General features: G+C 38.1%; 13 protein-coding genes. 9 read left to right on the top strand and 4 right to left on the bottom strand.

Translation table 11 applies throughout. The annotated features are described in order from the left end of the window. Positions 1-52 precede the first annotated feature (52 nt). The 7 genes from ACWIB3_RS08285 (at position 53) to ACWIB3_RS08315 (ending at position 10,481) form a co-directional block, all read left to right on the top strand. Complete coding sequence (locus ACWIB3_RS08285) at positions 53-595, top strand: RNA polymerase sigma factor (protein WP_185211920.1); 543 nt, start codon at positions 53-55, stop codon at positions 593-595. Between the two features lie 56 nt (positions 596-651). Beyond that, on the top strand, positions 652-1,812 hold the full coding sequence (locus ACWIB3_RS08290; protein WP_454291345.1) for a FecR family protein: 1,161 nt from the start codon (positions 652-654) through the stop codon (positions 1,810-1,812). A 101-nt stretch (positions 1,813-1,913) separates the two neighbouring features. Beyond that, a complete protein-coding gene (locus tag ACWIB3_RS08295) occupies positions 1,914-5,582 on the top strand; it encodes a SusC/RagA family TonB-linked outer membrane protein (protein ID WP_454291346.1) in 3,669 nt (1,222 codons plus the stop codon). A 12-nt stretch (positions 5,583-5,594) separates the two neighbouring features. Further along, complete coding sequence (locus ACWIB3_RS08300) at positions 5,595-7,067, top strand: RagB/SusD family nutrient uptake outer membrane protein (protein WP_185217875.1); 1,473 nt, start codon at positions 5,595-5,597, stop codon at positions 7,065-7,067. A gap of 12 nt (positions 7,068-7,079) precedes the next feature. Then, positions 7,080-7,940 (top strand): substrate import-associated zinc metallohydrolase lipoprotein, encoded by an 861-nt coding sequence (locus ACWIB3_RS08305; protein ID WP_185211916.1) that lies wholly within the window; start codon positions 7,080-7,082, stop codon positions 7,938-7,940. After that, complete coding sequence (locus ACWIB3_RS08310) at positions 7,937-9,202, top strand: DUF4302 domain-containing protein (RefSeq protein ID WP_454291347.1); 1,266 nt, start codon at positions 7,937-7,939, stop codon at positions 9,200-9,202. The genes ACWIB3_RS08305 and ACWIB3_RS08310 overlap by 4 nt, the downstream gene beginning before the upstream one ends. Before the next feature lie 7 nt (positions 9,203-9,209). Next, positions 9,210-10,481 (top strand): DUF4302 domain-containing protein, encoded by a 1,272-nt coding sequence (locus ACWIB3_RS08315; protein ID WP_454291348.1) that lies wholly within the window; start codon positions 9,210-9,212, stop codon positions 10,479-10,481. Between the two features lie 52 nt (positions 10,482-10,533). Here the strand turns inward: ACWIB3_RS08315 and ACWIB3_RS08320 are convergent, their stop codons facing one another. The 3 genes from ACWIB3_RS08320 to ACWIB3_RS08330 all read right to left on the bottom strand — a co-directional run bounded on the left by ACWIB3_RS08320 (position 10,534) and on the right by ACWIB3_RS08330 (position 13,910). Continuing rightward, positions 10,534-11,610, bottom strand: a complete 1,077-nt coding sequence (locus tag ACWIB3_RS08320; RefSeq protein WP_454291349.1) for an acyl-CoA dehydrogenase — start codon at positions 11,608-11,610, stop codon at positions 10,534-10,536. Continuing rightward, entirely contained in the window at positions 11,611-12,348 is a 738-nt protein-coding gene (gene pnuC, locus ACWIB3_RS08325) for a nicotinamide riboside transporter PnuC (protein WP_454291350.1), read from the bottom strand. 65 nt (positions 12,349-12,413) lie between these two features. Then, the gene (locus tag ACWIB3_RS08330; protein ID WP_454291351.1) at positions 12,414-13,910 is read right to left on the bottom strand and encodes a malate:quinone oxidoreductase; all 1,497 of its coding nucleotides are present in this window, start codon (positions 13,908-13,910) and stop codon (positions 12,414-12,416) included. 1,342 nt (positions 13,911-15,252) lie between these two features. Between ACWIB3_RS08330 and fabG the strand changes: the two genes are divergently transcribed. After that, a complete protein-coding gene (gene fabG, locus ACWIB3_RS08335; RefSeq protein ID WP_185211910.1) occupies positions 15,253-15,996 on the top strand; it encodes a 3-oxoacyl-[acyl-carrier-protein] reductase in 744 nt (247 codons plus the stop codon). Between the two features lie 190 nt (positions 15,997-16,186). Continuing rightward, positions 16,187-17,167, top strand: a complete 981-nt coding sequence (locus ACWIB3_RS08340; RefSeq protein WP_454291352.1) for a LuxE/PaaK family acyltransferase — start codon at positions 16,187-16,189, stop codon at positions 17,165-17,167. 1 nt (position 17,168) lies between these two features. Here ACWIB3_RS08340 and ypfJ read toward each other — a convergent pair whose 3' ends face one another. Continuing rightward, entirely contained in the window at positions 17,169-18,038 is an 870-nt protein-coding gene (ypfJ, locus tag ACWIB3_RS08345) for a KPN_02809 family neutral zinc metallopeptidase (RefSeq protein WP_185211908.1), read from the bottom strand. Positions 18,039-18,059: the final 21 nt, after the last annotated feature.

An 18,059-nucleotide genomic window follows, 5' to 3' on the forward strand; every position in this document is an offset into this window, starting at 1 on the left:
ACATATATTTATTCATATTAAACCATTATAACAATACCTTTATCATTCAAAAATGAACACTCCAGTCAATATGTCTGACAAAAATTTGTATATCAAATATTACAAATTCATAAATTTTTATGCATTCAAATTAACAGGGGATTATGAACGCGCAGAAGATCTAACACAGGACGCATTCACTTCTTACCTATTGAACAAATCTAAAATATCGAGCAACCCATCGGCCATTAAATCCTTCCTATATACTGCCGTGAGAAATAAATTGATCAACGAACATAGAAGGACTGAAATAAGTCAAAGGTATTGGAGAATTACGGGATTTGATGAAAAAGATCCCCAAGATATAGACCGCCTCGTAATCTACACCGAATTATTACAAGAAATCGATAGACTTGTCAATGCCCTGCCCAACATGTGCCAACAGGTAATCAAACTAAGCTTTTTTGAAGGATTAACCAACAATGAAATTAAAGACCAATTAAATATCAGTATCAACACGGTCAAAACCCACAAAAAAAGAGGTCTTGCATTTCTACAGAAGCATCTTAACCCAGAATACTTCTTAATATTTATCAATTTCTTAACTTCCAATTAAATTTATTTTAATAAGCTTTCATCCTTTTCCGTAATTAAGTTTTCTTAATTATAATTATGAACCAAAAGGAGAAACTAATCGCCATTCTGATTTTCAAATACATTCAAGGTATTTGTACGGTCCGTGATATCAGGAAACTGAATAATTGGCTGGAAGAAAACATGGAAAACAAAGACTTTTTCCGAGATGCGGTTAACACGGTACAGTTGAAAGAAGATCTTGACTTACTAAATTCTTTCGATGCCGAAAAATCTTGGAGCAGGAGACAAAGAAAAAAGAAAACTAAAATATTCATATGGTCTATTGCTGCATCTCTAACACTGTTTGCTCTTTCTTTCTTATTATTATACTCTTCCTCCTGGCTTAACAACGAAGAAACTATACAGTTTTCTCAAAATGAAAGCAAAGTAGACTCAGCTTACAAGGATAAATATCCAGCCAAAGTGGGGGCCCAACTAATCTTATCAAATGGAGAAAAGATCCTGTTGGATAAGCCTTTACAGGTGAAACATTCTGGGGAAATCCTGAATTCAGATCAAAAAATCATAACTACAGTCAACCAACCGACAAAAAATGAGAAGATAAAATGGCTTGAGATCCAAGTCCCTGCAGCCCAATATTATTCGATCGTACTACCTGATAGCAGCATGGTCTGGTTAAATTCCAACTCAACCATAAAATTTCCTTCACGATTCGATCAAAAAATTAGAATGATCAACTTAAGCGGTGAAGCTTACTTCCAGATCAAGCACAGTCCAAAACAACCTTTTATCGTCAAAACAGCCGATGCAGAAATTAAAGTTTTAGGGACTTCCTTTAATGTCAATAATTATAACAACAGTTTAATAGCCTCTCTTGAAGAAGGAAAAATTGAAATAAGATCAAAATCAGATTTCAAGGAATTGAAGCCCTTACAAAAAGTTGAGCTTATCGCGAATAGGCTCATCGTATCAGAATCCGATTTACAGAAAGAATTAGCGTGGAAAAACAATAAATTCATTTTTAGCAAGGACAATCTCAAGGATATCCTTTTCCAAATTGAGAATTGGTATGGTATTAAGACAAACTATCAATCCATCCAAAATAATGATGAAACTTTCACCGGTACTATCGATCGAGATGTAAAGCTTTCCAAGATCCTAGACATCTTAAATAGCACCTCCAAATACAATTTCCTGATTATAGATAACCAATTAATTTCAACACTTAAACATTGATATCATGAGCACATAACATCTATTTTAGGGATATAACGCTACCTGTGGCTAATCCCGATACAAGCAAGAACCAATTTTAAACATCTAATCAATTTCTTAAAATGCTGTACTTTTTAGTTCACAAAAAACTAGGAAAAGAGAAAGGTTTTGACCTTAAATTCCTGGTAAAGATCCTAAAGTTCATTATTCTATTGACCCTTCTGATGCTTTATAGCATCATCGTAAAGGCTAATGAACAATTAATATCCGTAAAGTTCCAAAAGGCAAAATTAAACACGGTCCTAAAGGCTATTGCTAATCAAACTGATTACCAATTTTTCTATAACGACCGCATAAATCTAATTACAGGACCCATCACGATAAATATAGAGAAGGGAACCGTTGTCCAAGTCTTGGAGCTGATCCTACCTAAAGAAAAATTAGCTTATCAAATATCTGATAATCAGATTACTATCAGTATCCGTAAGCAGAACATCCTCAACTCCCTTGTAAGTCAACAAGAAAACATTCAAGGTACGGTCAGGGATGCTGAAGGAAAGCCCCTTCCAGCCGCCTCTGTTAGTATCAAAGGAACAAACAAAAGCACTTCGACTGATCAAAATGGAAAATTTGAGATCAGTGCTTTACCGACAGACGTTATCATTATCAGTTTCTTAGGCTACAAAAGGCAGGAAATCTCCATTGCTGGTAGAAAAACAGTTAACATCAATATGCAAAGAGATCAACAGACCTTAGAAGTTGTTGATGTGGTTGCCACTGGATATCAGACCATCGACAGACGGAAGTTCACCGGCGCTGCTACGAAAGTAAAAGCCGAAGACGCACAACGCTTTGGTGTCCCCGATGTTTCCAGAATGTTGGAAGGTCAAGTCTCTGGTGTCAGTGTTCAGAATGTCTCGGGAACATTTGGAGCTGCACCAAAAATTCGTGTACGGGGTGCGACTTCAATTACTGGAGACAACAAACCTTTATGGGTAATCGATGGGATTATTTTGGAAGATGTAGTCAACATCTCTAACGATCAATTATCTACAGGTGATGCCAATACCCTATTGGGATCTTCCGTTGCCGGAATAAACCCAGATGATATCGAAAGTTTCGAAATCCTTAAAGATGCTGCCGCCACTTCCCTATATGGAGCAAGGGCAATGAATGGCGTAATTATTATTACAACAAAAAAAGGTAGAGCCGGTACCCAAGCGGTGTCTTATCTAGGAAATTATACGACCTACCTTCGTCCATCCTATTCTCAATTTGACATTGTAAATTCCTACGATCAAATGTCAATCTATTCAGAAATTGCTAGAAAGGGGGCCATAGATTATGCGTTGATCAGGAACAATATGAATTCCGGAATTTTCGGAAACTTATCAAGGGGACTATCAACTTGGAAAGAAGATGGAACTCCCTTGGTCGAAAACACTCCTGAAGGCCGTGAAGCCTTTTTGAAGAGATACATCTATCAAAACACGGATTGGTTCAAAACCCTTTTCAACAATTCATTATTACAGGAACATTCTGTGAGTTTTTCCAATGGTAACAATAAGGTCCAAACCTACTATTCAACCTCATTTTTACAGGATAATGGTTGGGCAAAAGCAAATGGAGTAAGAAGATACACCGCAAACATTCGAGGAAATTACAACATCACAGATAAGCTATCGATTGGCTTGTTGACAACAGGTTCCATCCGAGATCAAAAAGCACCCGGCACATTAGGGCAAGATAGCAACCCCGTTACAGGTGTTGTATCAAGAAATTTCGACATCAACCCTTTCTCCTATGCCATGAATACCTCAAGGGTCATTGCTCCTTTCGATGAACAAGGAAATAGAGAAAATGTAACCATGAATTATGCTCCATTCAACATATTAAATGAACTGGACAAAAATTACATGGAGTTAAAAATGATAGACCTGAAGGTCCAAGGGGAACTAAACTATAAACTTCCTAAAAACATTAATTACAATTTCATTGGTGCATATCGTTATGCAAGTACTGGAAATGAGCATAAAATAAACGAAACCTCAAATTTATCAAATGCTTATCGTGCCGGTACAATATATGGAGTTGATGGAATTGAAAATAGCATCATTGCAAACCAAAACAGGTTCTTATATAGAGACCCTGCAAATCCGGACGCCAGACCCATGTCTGTTTTGCCTTATGGAGGTATTTATATTACCAATGAAAACATCCTAAAGAGCTTTTATTTAAGAAATAGTTTCAATTGGAACTTAACATCCCAAAAACACTATTTTACCGCATTTGCCACCCAAGAGATAAGATTCTTGGACAGGATGACTAAAGATATGACGGGCTATGGATACCAGTTTGATAAAGGCGGTGTTCCTTTTATTGACCCTAATATCATCAAAATGACTGTTGAAGGAAATTTACCTTACTATAAAATGCAAGTCTTTTCTGACCGCTTTGTTGCTTTTGCCGCAAATGGAACATACTCTTTCGACAGCCGATATCAATTCACCGGAACAGCGCGATATGATGGGTCAAATCAATTAGGCAGAAGCCGTGTAGCAAGATGGCTTCCTACCTGGAACCTTTCAGGGTCATGGAACATCGACCAGGAAAACTTCTTCAAGAACCAGACTTTCTTCAACACCTTAACCTTGAGAGGTACATATGGTTTGACCGCAAGTATGGGACCTGCCACCAATGCGAGTTTGGTGTTACGCTCCGGATCGGTCAACCGCCCATTTATCCATGAACAAGAACCAGTAATCAACATCGATTTCTTAGAAAACCAAGATTTGACCTGGGAAAAGCAATATGAAACCAATATTGGACTTGACGCAACATTCGCTAATAGACGGTATCAGATTGTCTTAGATTTATATAAAAGGGATGCATTTGATCTAATTGGACCAATGCGCATTTCAGGAATTGGAGGTGAAGCGATAAAATTTGCCAATTACGCCGATATGAAATCCCGAGGAATAGAGTTATTGTTCAAGGCAACAGTATTTGATAGAAAGGATTGGGGCTGGAAAACCCAATTGACCAATGCTTTTTATGACAATAAAATAACTTCGATAAGAAATGAACCCAATATCTGGAATTTGGTAAATTCTGTTGGAGCGGCGAAAGAAGGTCATCCACATCGAGGTCTATTTTCTATTGATTTTGAGAAATTGAACGAATTCAATGGAACACCCATATTTGTCAATGAAAATAATGAAATCTCCAACAATGTTTTCCTTCAAAGTATACAGACCAACTACTTAAAATATGAAGGTCCTGTAGATCCAACATTCAATGGTGGTTTTTATAACAATTTCAATTATAAGAACCTTAACCTTTCATTCTTAGTAACCTATAGTGCAGGAAACAAAGTAAGACTGAATCCTATCTATAAAAATCAATACTCCGAATTAGATGCGATGTCCTATGATTTCTTGGATAGATTCCTTGCACCTTATGAAAATTTATCCCCTTCTATCGCGACTTCAAGGACCTCTTCTAGATTACCCGGAGACCAAGTGTATAATGCCTACAACTATACCGACCAACGAGTGGCAGATGGTGGATTCATCAGAATGAAACAAGTAACATTAGGTTATCAATTTCCAAAAAAATTATTTGGGAAATCGATCTTCAATAACCTTTCATTAAATCTAGTTGCTAACAATCTTTTCTTGATTTACTCAGATCCAAAGTTGAATGGCCAAGATCCTGAGTTTTATGGATCCGGAGGAGTGGCATTGCCAATACCTCGTCAATTTACCCTTTCCATTAAAGCAGGATTATAAACGAAAACTATTATGAAAACAAATGTATTATTAACTGTCCTTTCTGCCTTTCTATTGTTGGGATGTTCTAAATTTTTGGAAACTCCACCTGATTTAAGGACAGAATTAGACTCTCCAAGTAAAATAGCTGAATTATTGACCTCTGCATATCCTAGGGGAAATTATATTCCTTTCACGGAATCTGCATCAGACAATGCGGGGGACAAAGGCATGACCAGCAGTTCAAACGTTCAAACGAATATGAACCCTTGGATGTTCATCGATGTGGAGACCAACGACTCCGATTCACCGACTTATTATTGGTACACTGCCTATAAAGCCATTAGTGCGTCAAACCATGCGCTTGAAGCTATAGAAAAAATTGGAGTAAATAAGCAAACCGCCTCCTTAAAAGGTGAAGCATTATTAACCAGAGCCTATGCGCACCATATGCTGGCTATCTTGTACTGTAAAGATTTTGAACCTGAAACCTCTGGTTCTGATCCAGGGATTCCATTTATTGATAAACCTGAAAAATTTGTACTCAATAAATATGAACGCGGAACAGTGAAGGGTCTATATGATCTCATTGAAAAAGATATTGTGGAAGGTCTTCCATTACTTGATGACAACAGATACAAAGTCAAAAAATACCATTTTACAAAAACTGCTGCCCATGCATTTGCAACTCGTTTTTATTTATTTAAACATAATTATCAAAAAGCAGTTGAACATGCAAATCTAGCTCTAGGAGAAAATCTCTCAAATTATATCAGACCCGTAAACAATAGGGCATTTGCAGCAATGGAATACATGACTTTGCAACAATGGTATTCCAGTACAGAAAACCCAACCAATCTTTTGTTAGTGGAAGCCGTGTCTTCTTGGGGTCGAGATTTAGCATTCAATAGGTTCGGTTTTACTGCTCCTATTTTGGGTGAAATCATATTTGGCGATAACATTACCACTGGACGTTTTGCATATCCTATATATGGTGGAACGGATTATTCATTGAATATCCCAAAATTTCGCGAACATTTTGTCAAAGGAAGTTTAAATGCGGCCTATGGTATTCCTTATAATATGATTCCCTTATTGACGGCTGATGAGCTCCTATTAAACCGTGCAGAAGCATATGCTCGTGTAAAAAACTACGGCAAAGCCATCGCAGACTTAAATACTTTCATCAGTCGAAAAGTATATTACAGTCCCGATCAGCCCGTTTATGAACCAAATGTCCATAATGTTAACTCCACCAGATTAAATGGTTTTTATGGAAGCTTAAATCTGGAAGAAAACATTATTAAAGCTGCTCTAGACTTCAAAAGAAGGGAATTCCTTTTTGAAGGGCTTCGCTGGTTTGATATTGTTCGACATAAAATAGTAGTAACCCATCGAACACATGATGAGAAAGAAACTTACGTCTTAGGTGCTAACAGCCCTATGCGCCTCTTTCAGCTACCGGCGGAGGTGGTACTATCAGGTGTTCAACCCAATCCAAGATAAAATCAAACTGTTATGAAACATTTAAAATACTCGATAGCCTTAATCTTATTTCTATTCTGCATATCATGTTCTAAAGAAGAATCTTTGCCTGATGAACCTATTGTGGACTTAGGTGGTGAAAGATGGGTTAATGGTCCTTTAGATAAATTTATCTATCAAGAATTTATTAAATCCTACAATATTGAGATCAAGTACAAATGGACGCCATTTGAAATCAATTTTAATAGGACGCTAGTACCGCCACAAGAAAAAAAAGTGATTCCTGTACTAACGGCTGTTAGGGATATCTGGATGAAACCCTATGAAAAAGTTGCTGGGAAAGAATTTCTGAAAAGATACTCTCTATCCAAGTTTATTTTGGTTGGTAGTGCGGAATACCAAAACAACGGTACTATTATTTTGGGGACTGCCGAAGGCGGAACCAAGGTCGTTTTATATGTAGTAAATGACTTTGATTTTTCAAAACCTGAGACAGTCAGTCAGATGCTCCATACCATTCACCATGAGTTTGCCCATATTCTGCATCAGAATATTCATTACCCTCAGGCATGGAGAGGCATAAGTACAGCATGGTATACACAAACTTGGTTCAATACGCCAGAAGAAACAGCAAATGCACAGGGATTTGTGTCGAGTTATGCAAAATCTGCGGAACAGGAAGACTTCGTTGAAACTATTGCTTACTTGTTGGTGGAAGGACAAGAAAAATTCGATGCATTAGTAAAAGCCAATACTCCAGTTGAGGCGACGTTTCGTCTTAAAGAGAGCATTGTTGTCCAGTACTACAAGGAAGTTTTCAACATTGATTTCAGGGCTCTTCAAAGGGAAGTTCGAGCCGCATTCTTATCGTTAACTAAACCAACTACAAAATGAAACCAATAATTTTCTCATTGATCATGTGCTTGCTCCTAATTTCTTGTAAAAAGGAATTTGAAGGAGTGCGACCTGACGCCAAATTGAATAAATTAAAAGACGAATATGCTAAGCAATTAACAGGCTCGAAAAATGGATGGATCGGATATTTATATCCAAAAGGTGGCGGAAGTTATACTTTTAAGTTCAATTTCGACGATAAAAACAGGGTTAAAAGCTTTGCCACTATTGATAATATCAAAGCTGGCACCTCCGACGAAAGCTCTTACCGCTTAGCAGCGGATCAGGTTGTCAGTCTATATTTTGATACGTATTCTTACATACATCAGCTGTCTGACCCAGATGAACAAAAAAGTGGAGGATTAAGAGGTGGTGGTTTGATTTCTGATTTTGAATTTTCAATCATTGAAACTTCTACAGATACCATAAAATTAGTTGGAAATCATAATGAAAGCACCTTGACTTTAGTCAGAGCCAAGGAAAATGAAGGTGACGACTATATTAGAAAAGCGTTTCTCTTAAATGCAAAAGTCGAAGAAATCAACCAGTTGACAAACTATTATAAAACTGTAAAAATCAACAATAAGGATTATGGGGTGATTTTCAATACTGAAACCAACAATATTGCTTTTTATTATGAAGAGAACTCTACTTTCAAAAGCTTTATTACAGAGTATGCCCTTACCGATAAAGGCATTTTTCTAAAGGACCCCTTAAATGCAGGTGGCTTGGCCGTGAAAGGTTTTGATAACTTCATCATCAACAAGACCAACAATAAAACAACTGCAAAATTAAATGGTACTGTAGATATTGAAATCCTTGATCAAAACAAACCAGTTTCTATCGATAAAGATGCACCAAGAAGAATGTACCTGATCAATAAAAGATATGCATCCTCTTTTGGGTTTACGATCGCTGGAAAAAAAGACGCTTTAGGTATTAGAACTTTTCCTGGCTTCAATTTCCTTCTTTATATTCCTAGAAGATACATTGATCCCCTCGATGCATTGTATATAATTTTCTTAGGTCAGTTTAATCTTGGACCTTTATTCAACACCCTATATAATGATCAAGGTATTTTATCCTTTAAGGTATTTAGTGCGCTGACCGGACTGACCCCAGGTACCGAATTTGAAGAAACAGCAAGAAAACAAAATCAGATCTGGTTTGATCCTCAAGGTTTTTACGTCTTTGAAACAGGGGACGAGCAATTTGATTTTGTGAGCGTGAAAGACAGCAAAGTATGGATAAGATTTAATTAATAAAACCATGAAAAAGTATATATTATTTATGTTGTCCCTTTGCTTCATTTTCTCATGTAAGAAAGGAGACCTGAACACATTTGAAGTAATAGAAGTATGGGAAAAACCCGAAGTCAAGTTAAAGAAACTTACTGACGCAATTGCCTCACATAAAACAGGCTGGGAGTTTATCATTGAGTATGGTCCGAATCAAGTGGTCACTTATGGTTACCTTGGATTTAATTCTGAGAACTCATCTGAATTTATCAGTGATTTCTCCAAGAATTATTCAACATACGATAAAACTGATTATAAATTCGAAATCATCAAAACTAATCCTTCAATACGGTTCCCCAAAGGCAGCAAATTCTCGAACTTAGCTACAGATGCTCAATTAATCGATACATTATTTACATTTAAGGACATCAAGGCTGATACAATAATTTTAGAAGGAGAAATAAGAAAATCAATTTTGAAATTGACTAAATGTTCTCCTGAAAAATTAACTCAATTAAAAGGAAATTCCATTGATGCTGATTATGAAAAATTCAAGAAATTAACAGAAATGCCAAAATATTTCTTTTCATATAAACAGAATGGAAAAACCTTCGGCTTAGAAATTGACACCGCAAAGCGTCTATTATCATTTCTTTCAGGAACCAATCAAAATCCAGTAGTTACTAAATCCAATTATTTCTTTAATGGAAGTGGAATATCACTGGTTAAGCAAGTTGATATTGAAGGGGTGAAAATTAAATTGATAGAAGGTTTAGAGCTCAAAACATCTTCGATGAGTTCCAGAAATGGCGTAGAAATTACCAATGAAAGCAAACCCCAGATTTACGACATAAAAACTGCAAAAGAATTTACGGTAGTGCCGGGAAAAAGGTTATGGTGGTTATCTACTCATGGATTTGGAAAACGAAATCAACCCGATATTGCAGGATTTCAAAAGATCCCAAATTTTACGGACTTTAATTTAGCTCCTGATTATGATTATTACGAGGAATACAAAACCTACTTCTGGTTTATGGGTCTCAATCTGAGAGGTGAAAATCCCGGTAGTTTTCACGGTCCTGTTTCACGATTCGCTGAAAATGGAATCCTCAGGTTCATACCTTTTTTGGAAGGCGCTCCTGCCACAATTCCTTCTGTCATTCAAGCAATGAATATCACAGCAAGATATATTTATAATCGAAATGGATTTTACGTCATCAAAACAGGCATTGGCTACACCTTAGTAGATGCAACGGATGGATTAACTTGGGCTTATTTCCAAGCTCCTGCCGATTTATCTTAGATTTATTTTACCAACTCCCTAGATATTATTCCTTCTAGGGAGTTGTTTTATCCTACCACACATTCAACAAACTATGCTGACTTGCCGTAAATAAATTCCTAAATACGATATTCAATTCGTTTTCCTTTTGCGCTGCTCTGATTCCCAACAAAGGCAATATCTCGGCACAATCCATACGCACATCTTTGGCAATTTCTCTGGATAATTCTCCAATTTTCAAATACAGATCCGCCTCAACCTCTTTCCCTTCACTGGCATTTTGCCATAGCTCAACAGCATAAGCCTTCACCTGGCCTACCTTCCCTTCAAATTTTGTACGTAATTGATCCAGCTGTTTAAACCTAGTTTTACTTTGTTTCTCACCCCAATGTCTATCCTTTGACTTCTCGAAATAATACTTTTCGCACAGGTCTAAAAACCGCTTGAACATACCTACATAATTCACCAATAGGGTCAACTCTGCAAATGGCATAAAAGGAATATTAAAAAGGGTCGAATTAGATTGTTTAGCTTTTGGATCAAGTACAAAAGCATTTTCCTTGGGCACTTTCAGGTCCTGAAAGGAAAAGGAATGGCTAGCGGTACATTCCAACCCTATGGTATCCCAATCATAATGGATGAGTACATCATCCTTTGGGACCAGGAAGGAAAAATATAAATTCTCGCCTGATTCATTTTTCAGTACCTCTCCATTATTAATGATTTCAGCATTGAAAGTGAAATGGGTTAAATGAGGAGCACCGGTGGCATAGTTCCAATAACCAGAAACCACAAAATATTCTCCAGCATCAATTGCCTTCCCTCCGACTCTTCCGCTGCCTCCCAAACAGATCTTGGGATCAGACCAGAGGCTTTTGGCAAATTCAGGTTGTATAAAGCCTGCAAACATATTCGCACCAGCACATAAGGTTACCGTCCAGGCCAATCCGCCATCCCAATAAGCCAGCTCTTCCAATAAGTCCAAGCCTTCTGGAAAGGACATTTCCAAGCCGTTTAATGTTTTCGGAACCCAAAGATTAAACCAGTTGTTTTGGTACACAAGGTCAAGTTGCTCTTTCGTAAGCGCCTTATTCTTGATTCCTTCGGCCTGTAATTCCTTTATGATCTGAATTTGTTCTGATATCAACATTTAATTGTCTGTATTTAATTCTAATTTTTGGATTTTCATAATTCGTTTCCAATTTAGGTAACCGAAAATGGCAACTATAAATAGAAACGTGGTCAGTGCTGCGAATAGGTAAAGGTCTTTATGGATCAAAAGTGGTATGGCAAAAAGGTTACTGATATTGAGCAAGATCCAATTTTCTATTTTTCTTTTCGCCAAAAGCCACATACCAGCCCAGGCTGTGGAGGTCACCCAAGCATCCCAAATAGGCACATCGGAATTGGTAATGCTGCGAAGCAAAAAGTAAAAGATCAAGAAACCTCCAAATACGATGCTGAGGACGGTAACCCATTCTTGCTTAGTCGTATGGGTAATGGGCTGTTCCTTTGCGGTCTTATTGCTTATCCAAAACCACCAGCCATAGATACTCATGACCAAATAATAGATTTGTAAAGCAATTTCAGCATATAGCCCGGCATTGTACAGAACCAGCATCCCAGTCGTAATCCCCAGTATCCCAAACAGGTAATTGGATACCTTATTGTTCTTGGACAATAGGACTTGGATAATGCCACAGATCACAGAAAACCTTTCCAACCAGGACGTTTGCTGCAATGTTTGAATAATGTTATTAAAGATTTCCTCCAATTTCGCTGAATGGTATAAGCACTTATGGAGATAAGGGAAAGGATCTCTGTTTATTCCTACGCCAGCATTACCTGGATCAGGTTCATTCCGATCAAAACCGGAATTGGGTATCATCTCAGCCTAAAAATATGTCCCGTCATAAACGGGACATATTCAGCACCCCATAAGTATTGTGAATATTATTTATCGATCTGCAAAATTGCAGAGGTACGATTTCTTGTTGATTGACACAGCTCGGCGTCATCATTTAACTTCTTGCCCCAAGATGGGATCATCTCACGCAATTTCTTACGGTAAGAATCAGATTTTGCACGGTCAGGGAAACATCTTTTCAATAAGTTGATCATGATTGCTACTGAAGTTGATGCACCTGGTGAAGCGCCCAATAAGGCAGCAATGGATCCATCGGCACTGGAAACTACCTCAGTTCCGAACTCCAAGATACCACCATGTTTAGGGTCTTTTTTGATAACCTGTACACGTTGGCCAGCTTTTTCGATTTCCCAATCTTCCAATTTAGCGGTTGGCATAAATTGTTTCAGGGAATCTAATTTGTCCTGAGGTTTTTTCATCACCTCGGTGATCAAATATTTAGTCAATGGTAGGTTATCCAATCCTGCCGATAACATCGGACGGATATTGGAAAGTTTAATGGATGCCGGCAAGTCGAAATATGATCCTTTTTTCAAGAATTTGGTCGAGAAACCTGCATAAGGACCAAACAACAGAGCTTGTTTTCCATCGATATAACGGGTATCCAAATGCGGAACCGACATCGGAGGAGCACCTACTGATGCCTTTCCATAAACCTTGGCATGGTGTTGCTTGATGATCTCTTCATTATTACATCTCAACCATTGTCCTCCAACGGGGAAACCACCATAGCCTTTAGCTTCAGGGATTCCCGATTTCTCCAACAACAATAAAGAGTGTCCACCTGCACCGATGAAAACAAACTTAGCCAAGATTTCTCTCTTCTTGCCTGTTTTCAAATCTTTAACTTCTACTTCCCATCTACCATCATCCTCTCGGTCAATATCTTTAACTTCTTGGTTCAAGGACAACTTGATATTGTCTTTTCCATCCAAGTAAGTAATCAAATCTCTGGTCAAAGCACCGAAGTTCACATCAGTACCGATATCCATTTTTGTAGCAGCAATAGCCTCATCAGCTGACCTGCCTTCCATCATCAAGGGAACCCATTCATTCAACAAAGTTTTATCCTCGGTATACTCCATACCTATGAATAGATTTTGTTTGGTCATGGTCTCAAATCTGGTCTTCAAGAACTGCACATCTCTATCGCCAAAAACGGCCGACATATGCGGAACGCGGCGGATAAAGTGATTAGGGTTCTTGATAATATTCTTCTCTACTAGGTAAGACCAAAACTGCTTGGAAATCTCATATTGTTCAGCAATACTGATTGCCTTATCAATTTTCACACTTCCATCAGGCTGCTCTGGTGTATAGTTTAGTTCACAAAGTGCCGAGTGACCTGTACCGGCATTATTCCACGCATCTGAACTCTCTGCAGCAACAACATCCAAACGCTCGATTATCTCAATATTAATATCTGGACTCAGCTCATTAATTAACGTACCTAACGTCGCGCTCATGATGCCTCCACCAATCAGAACGACGTCAACCTCCGTTTTTTTTGTTTTCTTACCCATGGTTTTTAAATGAAATACAAAATTAATATTCGCTTTATATTATAGCGAATAAATTTGTCAGAAACATTTCAAATAATTGTGATTTTATCAATAAACACCTATTCCCTTATTCAAATCTACCATAATCCTATTTTTTTAGATTTCTGAGTGTTAAAAAGGGGTGGTTTGGGATTAGACAGGCTCACCCGCCAGAGGTTTGAACCAGGATGAAAGGGATAAGAGGATAGGCCAAGATCTGGGGAAGAACCAGGATTGAATGGATGGGAGGATAGACCAAGATCGTAAACCATTGAATGCGGTTTTAATACAAATTTGCGTAGGGACTATTGCATAGCCCGACACATATTTTCTGCTTCATCCTAAAGAAGGAAGGATCTGTAACATACCTTTTATAATGCTAAGCCGGTCATCCTGACGCAGGAAGGATCTCGGAACATTCCAAACCAATTTTTGGGAATCATTGCATTAGCGTACAGTTCCTGCACCTGTGGTGCAGCATGACAGGACCTGTTGGAGGAGAACCGTACAGATTCTTCACTAATCGTTCAGAATCAAAATGCGAAAAAGAGGGATTCAGAGTGAAACGAAGAATCTATTTTTTTATTTTTTTAAGGATCGTTGTCATTGCCAAATCGTAAGATGAGCAAACTATTTTTTTTCTTTTTAGACCCGTATAAAAAATATATGGAAAAATATTCCACCCTCGCTAGGGGTTGGCCATTTCAAACATCCAACTTCTACAAAGATTCCACCCCCTCTGGGGGTTTCTCAAAATATATAAATATACATTATCCTTCCGAAGGAAGCCCTTTAGCCTCCGGCTCATTTCCAATGGCGGAAAAATGGAAAGAATGCCGTTGCCCTGTGCGATGGGATTGGCCTTGGAATACTTCCTTCAAAATTCTCCATCTAAAGGAGAATTTTGAAGGAAGATATTCCCGACAACAAGGCGTTCTTTTCATGTGCAGATGATTGTGCGAAAAGCCATCTTAAATGAGCCGAAGCCTTTTGGTTACTTTTGGGCTTCAAAAGTAACGAAGAAAATTGGTGTCCGTGAGCTCCTTTGTCGGTTTGGTTTTGGTTACTTTTGGGCTCTAAAAGTAACGAAGAGAATGCGGTCAATCTGCAAACTTACGACAGAAACTATTCCAAAAATGGGTTATGTAGGACCGAGACCTTTCGTTCCTCAAGGTGACACTGGAAAGGTTAATGAAAAGAAGGTTTGTCCATCTTTCTTTAATTATGTCATTGAATCCTTCCTATTGCTATTCATTTTTTGTATTATGCAGTTTATTTTCCACTTTTGTGGACTTTATATTATTGAACATAAATATTTATTTATATGAAATTGTTAGCCGGAAAAACAGCCTTGATTACTGGGGCATCCAAAGGGATCGGTAGAAAAATTGCTGAAGTATTTGCCCAAAATGGAGCGAACGTTGCTTTCACCTACCTTTCTTCGGTAGAAAAAGGCCAAGCCCTAGAAAAAGAACTTGAACAATTCGGAACAAAAGTAAAAGGATACCGTTCTGACGCTTCTAAATTTGATGAAGCTGATAAATTAATCAATGATATCGTTGCTGATTTTGGAACCCTTGATATCGTCGTTAACAATGCGGGAATCACTAAAGATGGTCTATTGATGCGTATGACAGAGGAAAACTGGGACGATGTAATCAACATCAACCTAAAATCAATCTTCAACGTTTCTAAAGCTGCTTCCAAGGTGATGATGAAAAACCGTAAAGGTAGCATCATCAACATGAGTTCTGTAGTAGGTGTACAAGGAAATGCTGGACAAGCTAACTATGCAGCTTCTAAAGCAGGTATCATCGGTTTTTCTAAATCCCTTGCTAAAGAGCTGGGATCAAGAAACATCCGTACCAACGTAGTGGCTCCTGGATTTATCCGCACTGAAATGACTGATGTATTGGACCCTAAGGTTGTTGAAGGTTGGGAAGCTAATATCCCATTAAAACGTGCTGGTGAACCTGAAGATGTTGCCAATGCATGTTTGTTCCTAGCTTCAGACCTCTCTTCCTATATCACTGGACAGGTGATCCCTGTTTGTGGAGGAATGTTATAAGATCGAACGAATTTGAGTAAAATTCTTCGGGTCAAGTTCTGGTCTCATTCGAGACATATTCGGAAATTTCGGAATATGTCTCGAATAAGGTCAAAGCTTGACCCGAACTTTTTTTATCTGTTTTTTGGGATTTTTGAAATTCGACAGTATTAAAAAAGCATTTAATATTTGTTGTCGTATATTTGCAGCAATGGAAATTTCGGACAAAATATTCACTATTCAAAATGAAATAGACTTTAACAATTGTGCTGTTGAAATCTTTAGATTCCAAGCCAAGAACAATCTAGTCTATCAGCAATTTCTGGATATTTTAAAAGTGAATCCAGAAGCAATACAGCATTACCGTGAAATCCCTTTTCTCCCTATCCAATTCTTTAAATCGCAGGAAGTAATCATAGAAGGTTTGGAACCGGAAGTGACCTTCTCTTCTTCAGGTACAACAGGTATGATTACCAGCAAACATCTTGTCGCAAAGGGTGATTTGTATGTGGAGAGTTTCAGGAGAGCTTTCGAGCAATTTTATGGTAAGATCGAAGACATCGCCATAGTAGCCTTATTGCCCTCCTATTTAGAGCGTTCAGGATCATCCCTGATCTATATGGTAGACGACCTCATTAACCGATCAAATCAACCCGAAAGTGGTTATTTCCTATACAACCATGAGGATCTGCAACGAACATTGAACAAACTCAATGAGTCGGGAACCAAGACTGTCCTATTCGGAGTAACCTATGCCCTATTGGATTTCATTGAGCAATACCAAATTGATTTCCCGGACTTGATTGTGATGGAAACAGGTGGGATGAAGGGTAAGAGAAAGGAAATGATCCGTGAGGAATTGCATCAGATATTATGTGAGGGGTTTAATGTGAAGAGCATACATTCTGAATATGGCATGACCGAATTGCTTTCTCAAGGCTATTCTTATGGTGAAGGTTTATTCCATACCCCAAACTGGATGAAAATCTTGATACGTGACACCAATGATCCCCTGTCTTTATTGGACAATAAAAAAACAGGAGCAATAAATGTCATTGATTTAGCCAATTATTATTCCTGTTCCTTTATAGCTACACAAGACCTTGGAAAGTTCCATGCGGATGGATCCTTTGAAATCTTGGGTAGGTTTGACAACTCGGATATCCGAGGTTGCAATCTTTTAGTTCAGTAGCTTATTGCAAGCTTGGATCTTCAAAGGTGTTACCAGCATTGATATCGCCGGTATCATATCCTTTTTTGAACCAGTACATACGTTGTTCTGATGAACCGTGTGTAAATGATTCTGGATTAGATTGTCCATACGCTTGTTCTTGGATATGGTCATCACCTACAGCTGCTGCTGCACGCATTCCTTCAACGATATCATCATAAGTGATCTCTACATCGGTAGATTTATTTAAGTGATGCGCCCATACCCCAGCATAAAAATCAGCTTGCAGTTCGGTCATCACCGAGATTTTATTGTTTTCACGTTCGCTCAATTTTGCTCGCATGGCATTGGTTTGCGATAGAACTCCAAAAATATTTTGGATATGATGACCTACCTCATGCGCAATAACATAAGCTAAAGCAAATTCACCTTTTGCACCATATTTTTGAGATAGTTCACGGTTAAAGCTGAGGTCAAGATATACTTTTTGGTCACCAGGACAGTAAAAAGGTCCATAAGCTGATCGACCAACACCACAACCACCAGTTTCGGTACCTTCGGTGTACACCACCATGGTTGGTTTAGGATATGATTTTCCATTTTCCTGAAAAATCTTGCCCCATACATCATCAGTACTGGCCAAAACTACATCAGCAAAATCCATTAATTTATCTTCTTCAGGTGTAGATTGATATTCACCTTGTTCATTGACTGTCCCTTGTTGCCCTGATCCTTGCATCTGGTTCAATAAATCATTAGGATCACCGCCCATTAAGAAGCCGATAATCAAAACGATAACACCTCCTATTCCCCCAAGAGTCATTTTCTGTCCACCGGACATCCCTCTACGATCTTCGATATTTCCGCCGCGGCGGCCGCCTTGCCATTTCATAAATATTTCTTTATTTAATTT

The organism is Sphingobacterium sp. NPDC055431 (assembly GCF_053644255.1).